At 69.1% G+C, this 7,166-nt stretch carries 9 protein-coding genes and 1 pseudogene; 7 read left to right on the plus strand and 3 right to left on the minus strand.

Features of this window, described 5'->3' with window-relative positions:
* From CVO76_RS17410 to CVO76_RS14525, 3 genes and pseudogenes are all read left to right on the plus strand, one after another.
* Positions 1-111, plus strand: a pseudogene (locus tag CVO76_RS17410) (alpha-ketoacid dehydrogenase subunit beta); the annotation flags it as partial.
* Positions 112-120: 9 nt separating this feature from the next.
* Positions 121-1,695 carry a dihydrolipoamide acetyltransferase family protein gene (locus CVO76_RS14520; RefSeq protein ID WP_208739892.1) on the plus strand — a complete coding sequence of 525 codons (1,575 nt, stop codon included), beginning with the start codon at positions 121-123 and terminating at the stop codon, positions 1,693-1,695.
* Between the two features lie 9 nt (positions 1,696-1,704).
* On the plus strand, positions 1,705-1,929 hold the full coding sequence (locus tag CVO76_RS14525) for a hypothetical protein (RefSeq protein WP_208739894.1): 225 nt from the start codon (positions 1,705-1,707) through the stop codon (positions 1,927-1,929).
* Positions 1,930-2,002: 73 nt separating this feature from the next.
* Here CVO76_RS14525 and CVO76_RS14530 read toward each other — a convergent pair whose 3' ends face one another.
* Positions 2,003-3,298 carry a PLP-dependent aminotransferase family protein gene (locus CVO76_RS14530; RefSeq protein ID WP_208739896.1) on the minus strand — a complete coding sequence of 432 codons (1,296 nt, stop codon included), beginning with the start codon at positions 3,296-3,298 and terminating at the stop codon, positions 2,003-2,005.
* A gap of 88 nt (positions 3,299-3,386) precedes the next feature.
* Positions 3,387-4,355, minus strand: coding sequence for a LuxR C-terminal-related transcriptional regulator (locus CVO76_RS14535; RefSeq protein ID WP_208739898.1), 969 nt, complete (start codon positions 4,353-4,355; stop codon positions 3,387-3,389).
* 372 nt (positions 4,356-4,727) lie between these two features.
* Here CVO76_RS14535 and CVO76_RS14540 point away from each other — a divergent pair, with 372 nt between their 5' ends.
* The 3 genes from CVO76_RS14540 to CVO76_RS14550 all read left to right on the plus strand — a co-directional run bounded on the left by CVO76_RS14540 (position 4,728) and on the right by CVO76_RS14550 (position 6,158).
* Positions 4,728-4,868: a hypothetical protein gene (locus CVO76_RS14540; protein ID WP_208739899.1), complete on the plus strand. Its 141-nt coding sequence runs from the start codon at positions 4,728-4,730 to the stop codon at positions 4,866-4,868.
* A gap of 83 nt (positions 4,869-4,951) precedes the next feature.
* Positions 4,952-5,926: a lantibiotic dehydratase C-terminal domain-containing protein gene (locus CVO76_RS14545; RefSeq protein ID WP_133081529.1), complete on the plus strand. Its 975-nt coding sequence runs from the start codon at positions 4,952-4,954 to the stop codon at positions 5,924-5,926.
* 40 nt (positions 5,927-5,966) lie between these two features.
* Positions 5,967-6,158: a hypothetical protein gene (locus CVO76_RS14550; RefSeq protein ID WP_208739900.1), complete on the plus strand. Its 192-nt coding sequence runs from the start codon at positions 5,967-5,969 to the stop codon at positions 6,156-6,158.
* Between the two features lie 73 nt (positions 6,159-6,231).
* On the opposite strand, the gene CVO76_RS14555 is transcribed toward CVO76_RS14550, so the two are convergent.
* Complete coding sequence (locus CVO76_RS14555) at positions 6,232-6,792, minus strand: NAD(P)H-dependent oxidoreductase (RefSeq protein ID WP_208739901.1); 561 nt, start codon at positions 6,790-6,792, stop codon at positions 6,232-6,234.
* Positions 6,793-6,897: 105 nt separating this feature from the next.
* On the opposite strand from CVO76_RS14555, the gene CVO76_RS14560 reads away from it, so the two are divergent.
* The coding region (locus CVO76_RS14560) for a TetR/AcrR family transcriptional regulator (protein WP_208741842.1) at positions 6,898-7,166 on the plus strand (269 nt) is incomplete at its 3' end.

Here is a 7,166-nt window from a genome sequence, read left to right on the forward strand (position 1 = left end):
ATCCGCGTGGGCGGCTTCCACATGCCCTATCCCGTGGCCCGCGTGGAGGAGCAGTACCTGCCGGACATCGACCGCATCCTCGAGGCACTCGACCGTGCCTTCGCATACTGAAGGACCATCATGACGCTCAATACGTTCAACCTGCCCGACGTCGGTGAGGGCCTCACCGAGGCAGAGATCGTGCAGTGGAAGGTGGCCCCCGGCGCCACGGTGTCCGTCAACGACATCATCTGCGAGATCGAGACCGCGAAGTCCCTCGTCGAACTCTCCTCGCCCTACGCGGGAACGGTGTCCGAGCTGCTCGTGGCCGAGGGCGAGACCATCGAGGTGGGCACGCCGATCATCTCGGTCGAGGACGCGTCCTCCGGCCCGGGCGTCGGGAGCGACGGCGGAGACCGCACCGGTGCGCCGCAGCGCGACGGTGCCGGCGCGGGTACGGACGCGGCAGGGCGCGACGGCGACCGGCTATCGGCAGCCGGGGACGACGTGCCGGTACCCGGCATGCCGGGGGAGCTCGGAGGGCTCGAACAGGGCCACCCGTCGCGCCCGGGCGCCGACGCGGACCGACCGGGAGCCGCGGCACCGGAGGCGGCACCGGGTCCCCTCGTGGGCACCGGCCCGAAGGCCGACGCTGTGAAGCGCAGGCCGCGGAAAGCACAGGCGCCTGCTGCGGGCCTTCCGGTGCCGACCAGCCCCGCGCAGGCCCCCGCACAATCGGGACCCGTTCCGCAGGCGCCGCCGGAGCCTCCGGCCGGCAGCCCGGATCGGCCGGAGGCCGAGCCGGCTGCTCGGACGAATCCGCTCAACCAGCTGATCAACCGCGTGCTGGCGAAGCCTCCGGTCCGCAAGGCCGCGCGCGACCTCGGCATCAACCTCGCCGACGTCCCGGCCACGGGTTCGGCGGGCGAGGTCACCAAGCAGGACCTCATGAGCTACCAGTCCCAGCGCGACGCCGAACAGGACGGCGCCCCGTCCTTCTGGGCCGACCGCACGCTCCTGGGCGGAGGGCGCATCGAGCGCATCCCGGTGAAGGGCGTCCGCAAGGCCACGGCGAGGGCGATGGTGCAGAGCGCCTTCACGGCCCCGCACGTCAGTATCTTCGTGGACGTCGATGCGTCCCGCACCATGGAGTTCGTCAAGCGGCTGAAGGCGTCGCGTGACTTCGAGGGCATCAAGGTCTCGCCGCTGCTGATCCTCGCGAAGGCCGTCATCTGGGCTGCGGCCCGCAATCCCTCCGTCAACGCGACCTGGACCGATGACGAGATCCTCGTCAAGCACTTCATGAACCTCGGGATCGCGGCCGCCACGCCCCGGGGCCTCATGGTGCCGAACATCAAGGACGCGCAGGACCTCTCGCTCAAGGAGCTGGCGCTGGCGCTGAACGACCTGGCGACGACGGCGCGCGCCGGCAGGACACAGCCGGCCCAGATGCAGGGCGGCACGCTGACGATCACCAACATCGGCGCCCTGGGCATCGACACGGGAACGCCGATCATCAACCCGGGGGAGGTGGCGATCGTCGCGTTCGGCACCATCAAGCAGAAGCCCTGGGTCCTCGACGGCGAGGTCATCCCCCGCTGGATCACCACGCTCGGAGGGTCCTTCGACCACCGCGTGGTCGACGGCGACCTGAGCGCACGGTTCATGGCCGACGTCGCCTCCATCCTCGAGGAGCCGGCACTGCTGCTCGACTAGGGTGGGCTCATGAACCAGCAGCTACCCGGTGAGGGGCCCGGCCGCCGGCCCCGCGCGCGCTATCCGCTGAGCCGGCTCCTGCTCGTCGTCGCACTCGGGTTCCTCGCGTCGACCGTCCTGCAGCTGGCCTTCCCGGGTCTCGGCACCGTGGCGCGGCTGTCCATCCTCGTGATCGTGGCCGCCCTCATCTCGATCGCGGTGACGCTGCGCCAGCAGAAGCGCCCGCCCCGCTGACGGTCTCGCATCGGGAGGGCCGGGCGCGTGCGTACCGGCGGCGGTCGAAGGACCGGACGCCGGCGCTACCGCATCAGCGTCGGTTGTCCTCGATCGCCTCGCGCAGGATCGGCGCGAGGCGCCGTACGCCCTCGACGATGTCCTCCGGCGCCACGGCGCTGAAGGCGAGGCGGAGCTTGTTTGAGGGATCGTCCGACGGCGTGAATGCGGCTCCGGGGATGAACACGACGCCGGCGTCGATCGCCTTGTACAGCAGGGGATAGGTGTCGATACCCTCCGGCAGGGTGACCCAGACGAAGAACCCGCCGTCGGGGTTGGTCCAGTGGACCCCCTCCGGGAGTTCCTCGGCGAGCGCGCCCAGCATGGCGTCGCACCGCTCGCGGTAGAGGCTGCGCATGGTGCGCAGGTGTCCCTGCCAGTCGTACTCGGTGAGGTAGGCGGTCACGAGCATCTGCGTGAGCGGGGACGGGCACAGCACCACGGCTTCACAGGCGAGGTAGAACCGGCGGTAGAGGTGCTTGGGCACCAGTGCCCAGCCGAGCCGCACCCCGGGCGCGAAGATCTTCGAGAAGGAGCCGAGGTAGATCACGTCGTCGGGGTTGTCGGCGCGCATGGGCTTCAGGGGTTCGCCGTCGAACCGGAGCATGCCGTAGGGGTTGTCCTCGAGCACGAGGATGGTGTGGGCGCGGCAGATGTCGACGACGCGCTGGCGACGCTCGGCAGCCAGCGTGATGCCGCTCGGGTTGTTGAAGCTGGGGATGGTGTAGAGCAGTTTGATGGCGCGGCCCTGCGCCTCGAGCTCGTTGATGACGCGCTCGAGCTCGTCCGGGATCAGGCCGGCGTCATCCATGGGGATGGTGACGACGTCGACCTCGTAGGCCTCGAACGTGTTCAGGGCGCCCACGTAGGTGGGGTCCTCGCACAGGATCACGTCGCCGGGATTGCAGAAGACCTTCGCGGCGACATCCTGCGCCGACTGCGAGCCCGTGGTGATCACGACGTCGTCGGGGTGGGCGCCTTCGATGCCCTCCGCGGCCATGACGTCGCAGACCAGTTCGCGCAGCTCGGTCATCCCCTGCCCGCCGCCGTACTGCAGGGCTTCGAGGCCGTGCTCGGCGATGATCTTCTGGGCGGTGCGCCCGAGGTCCTCGAGCGGCAGGGACTTCAGGTAGGGACTCCCTCCCGCGAGGGAGACCAGGCCCGGGCGGATCGAGATGTCGAAGACATCGCGCACCGCGGACTGCTTGATGTTGGCCGCCCGCAGCGAGAAGAGCTGGTCGTGGCGGTTGGCGGAATCGACTGCTCGTTCGAGGGCGGCTTCGGTCTCGGCGGGCAGGAGGTCGGCGGAGGCTTCGCTGGAGGACGTCACGCCCAGAGTCTAGGCCCGGGTTCACCGTCAGGCAACAGCTGTTGACCGATGGTGCGTTCCCCGCTGATGTCGCCGATGCCGGTGCCGATCAGACCCAGCCGGCCTCACGCGCCTTGAGCGCAGCCTGGAACCGGCTGTCGGCCCGGAGGGTCTCGAGCATCCACGCGATGTGTCGTCGGCAGGTCCTCACGTTGATGTCCAGGCGTCGGGCGATCGACTCGTCGGACAGGCCGTTGGCCAGGCCCTGGATGATCGAGCGCTGCATGCTGCTGAGCGGTGACTCGACCTGCTGGGGAGCGAGGAAGGACTCGCTGACCTCCCAGGCGATGTCGAACAGGTGCGTGAAGATGTTGATGAGGCTGTGGTCCCGGATGACCAGGGCGGCCTTGTCGTCGCGGGTCAGCTGGCGGCCCACGAGGGCGAGCTTGTCGTCGAAGATCAGCATGCGCAGGGGGATGAAGGGCAGGACGCCGAATTCGCCGCCGCCGGCCGCGATGGCCTCGACGGCCTTGCGGGTGGGCACGTGGTCACGCGTGCTCGTGTCGTAGAGCGTCCGTCGCCGCACCCCGTTCTCCAGCAGCTCCAGGTCCTTGCGCACGCTCTCCTCGTGGACGTCCGCCGTCGAACCCTGCCCTGGCTGGGCGATGTAGACCTTCTCCGTGACATCACGACCGTAGTCGATGAGGACCCGATGGATGAGGTGGGGGTCCTCGAGCGTCTCGACGGAGGTGCTGGCGAGGACACTCTTCCGTGCTTCGAGGAACGTGGGGAGGAGGCTCGAGAGTTCACGGCGCCGGCCGCTGATCCGGGCCCTCAGGTCCTGCAGGGCGCGCTCGTCGGCGTCGACGAGATCGGCCAGGGCGACGTCGGGCGACACGGCCACGAATCCCTCCCCGTTGCCCGCCTGCGGGCTGAGGAGCCGCCGCCCGGACAGTTCACCGATGGCCGTGTCGATGCGGCGCAGGGTCAGGCCCAGCGCTTCGGACGCATCGGCGCGCGTCCAGCCGGGATGCCCGACGGCGTACCGGTAGACCTCGACCGACGTCGCATCCAGCATGAGCAGTCCTCGTCCCCGGCCACCGGGCGGCCGGCAGCATCACGATGTCGTGAAAAACATGACATGTCCAGTTAATGACAGTTCGGTGCGGCTGGCAATTCCGCCGTGCCGTAGGAGGACAATTCCACCGTCTTTCCGCGGAATCCCGGCGCGAAACCGCACCGGCCGACCGCCCGGTCCGGGCGCCCGAGTCCGCTTCGCGTCATGTCCACAAACGGCCACCCGTACTGCTGGACACCACCTGCCGCCGGCGGACATTCTGGTTGAGCCGGTTCACAGGGAAGCCCGAGGGCTCCCCGAAGGAAACGGGTACTGCGGAGTCGCAGTGCCGGACAGCTCGACCTCCCGGACAGCGGGCAAGGAAGGATCGCCATGAAGAAGGTACTCGGCGCAACGGCAGGCCTGTTGATCCTGGTGGGGGCTGTTGTGCCGGCAGGTCAGTCCGTCAGCGCAGCCAGCTGGGATTGGCCGAAGAGCCAGCCGACGGCGAGCAGCTGGGACTGGCCCAAGTAACAGGGAGCCCCGGACTAGAGCCCGGCGGCCCCACCCGGAACCCGCCCCAGCGGGGGTGACCACAGACCCTGAAGGAGAGAGCCATGAGTCAGGTGACAGCCGTTCGAACCGCCTCACGAACGACAGTCAGCACTCAATGGTGGCATCTCTCCCTCTCGACGGGTGGCTTCGATGTAGCGGACGGCATCATCGAAGAGCTGGTCACCCCGCTGGTGGCGCAGGCACAGGCACTCGGCGCGAAGCGCTGGTACTTCACCCGGTGCGAGGATGCATCCACCGGCGTCGTCAGCCAGGTCAGGCTCAGCATCCACGCCCATCCCCGGGTCCTCGAGCGGCTCCGCGCCTTCCAGCGCGCGCTCCAGGTCCGCAGTGCACGGACCCTTCCGCTGCTGGCGGTCCGGCAGCAGTTCACGTCCCCTGCGGGCAACACCTACTATTCCGGCGGCCAGGAGATGGCGGATCCGCAACTGGAGGCGAATCTCGTCAAGTACGGCGGCGTGGAGGGCCTCGACCTGGCGGAGGAGGTCTTCGAGCTCAGCTCCGAACTCGCCGTCTGGGCCAACCAGCGCTTCCCGCGCATCCACGGCCGCTCGGCGCTCGGCGCGCTCGTCCTGTTCGATGCCGCCCAGAGCATGATGCGCGGTCCCCGTTCGGCGGGCTGGCCCGACCGGCGGCGGCTCTCGTGGGACTTCTACTGGGACAGCCACCTGCGCACCTGCACCGCCGACGTGGGCCCCCGTGCCGCCGGCGTTCGTGAGGCGATGACCGCCCAGGTCGCCTCCAAGGCATCGGGATTCCACGCCCTGATGGCCGCGACCGCCGCCGAATCAGCGGTGCTCAACTGGCGGCGACGCTGGTACCGGGCGCTCGATACCTACCTCTACCGCGCCGACAAGGTGCGGGTGAGCCGCAGTGCCCAGCACCTCACGGTCTACCAGGCGCACATGGCCCTCAATCGTCTCGGTTTCGTGGCCCGCGAAGAGGCCGCACTGGGACTGTACGCACGGACCTGGAAGCCGCAGGTCGTCATGATGAACGGGACGCGCAACCCCCAGTAGGGTCCGTCCCGCCACGACCCATCGAGCGAAGGACTGCACCATGAATGCAAGGAACACCATCGTGCTAGCCGTTGACGATGCCGATCTCTCGGAGGCCCTCGGGTGCTCCTCGGAGGCGGTCGAGTCGATGCAGAACGACGGCGTCCTCGAGTCGCAGGGCCAGCTCTGGGAGATCGGTCCGGCCCGGGACTACCTCCGTGATGCCGCGTGGGCGGACAACCTCTGGCACTGACGGGACGGATCAGCGGCAGGAACGACGAAAGACGCCGGCGCAGTGCGCCGGCGTCTTTCGCGTCGTACGGGAGTCAGGCTGCCACAGGTGTGGTGGCACCGGCCAGGGCGGCGAGGATCTCGCTCACCTGACCGGCTACTTCGCTGTCGTCCTTCGGGTGCAGCTCGGCGAAACGGGTGATCGAGCCGCCGATGGACAGCTTGGCGTCGTCGACCACGGAGGCTCCGGCCACCCCGAGGGCGCGGCGGGCCTCATCGTGGGCCCAGACTCCGCCGTACTGGCCGAAGGCGGATCCGATGACGGCGGCGGGCTTGCTCGAGATGGCACCGGCACCGTAGGGACGGGACAGCCAGTCGATCGCGTTCTTGAGCACGGCGGGCATGGTGCCGTTGTACTCGGGGGAGACGAGCAGCAGGGCGTCGGCGTCCGCGGCGGCGGCGCGGAGGTCGTCCGCGGCCTTCGGGCGGTCGACGTCGTTGTCGATGTCCTCGTTGTAGAAGGGGACGTCGCTCAGGGCGTCGAAGGTGACGACGTCGACGGAATCGGGAGCGTGCTCCACGGCGGCTTCGGCGAGCTGGCGGTTGATGGAGCCTTCGCGAAGGCTGCCGACCAGGGTCAGGATCGTGGTGGACATCGGTTCTCCCAGGGGTGTGAGGTCGAGGCGAAAGAGGAGCGCGTGCTGCGTCTGTCCTATTCAAGCGGACCGTGGTCCGTTTTATTCCGCCGCTATAGTTGCGGGATGCAGGGCGAGGGATTGCTCCGGGTTCCGGGAGACGACGGAGAACGGACCGATGCCGCGCGCAACCGGAGGCTCCTCCTCGATGCCGCGGCCGAGATCGTGGCGTCCTGCGGTCCGGACAAGCTGACCACGGACGCCGTGGCGCGGCGGGCGGGCGTGGGCAAGGGGACGGTCTTCCGCCGGTTCGGGAACAGGGCGGGCCTGATGCACGCCCTCGCCGACCATGCGGGCCGTTCGTTCCAGCAGGCCTTCATGGCGGGGCCGCCACC

Origin of the sequence: Arthrobacter agilis (assembly GCF_002953615.1) — a bacterium.
Lineage (GTDB): Bacteria > Actinomycetota > Actinomycetes > Actinomycetales > Micrococcaceae > Arthrobacter_D > Arthrobacter_D agilis_B.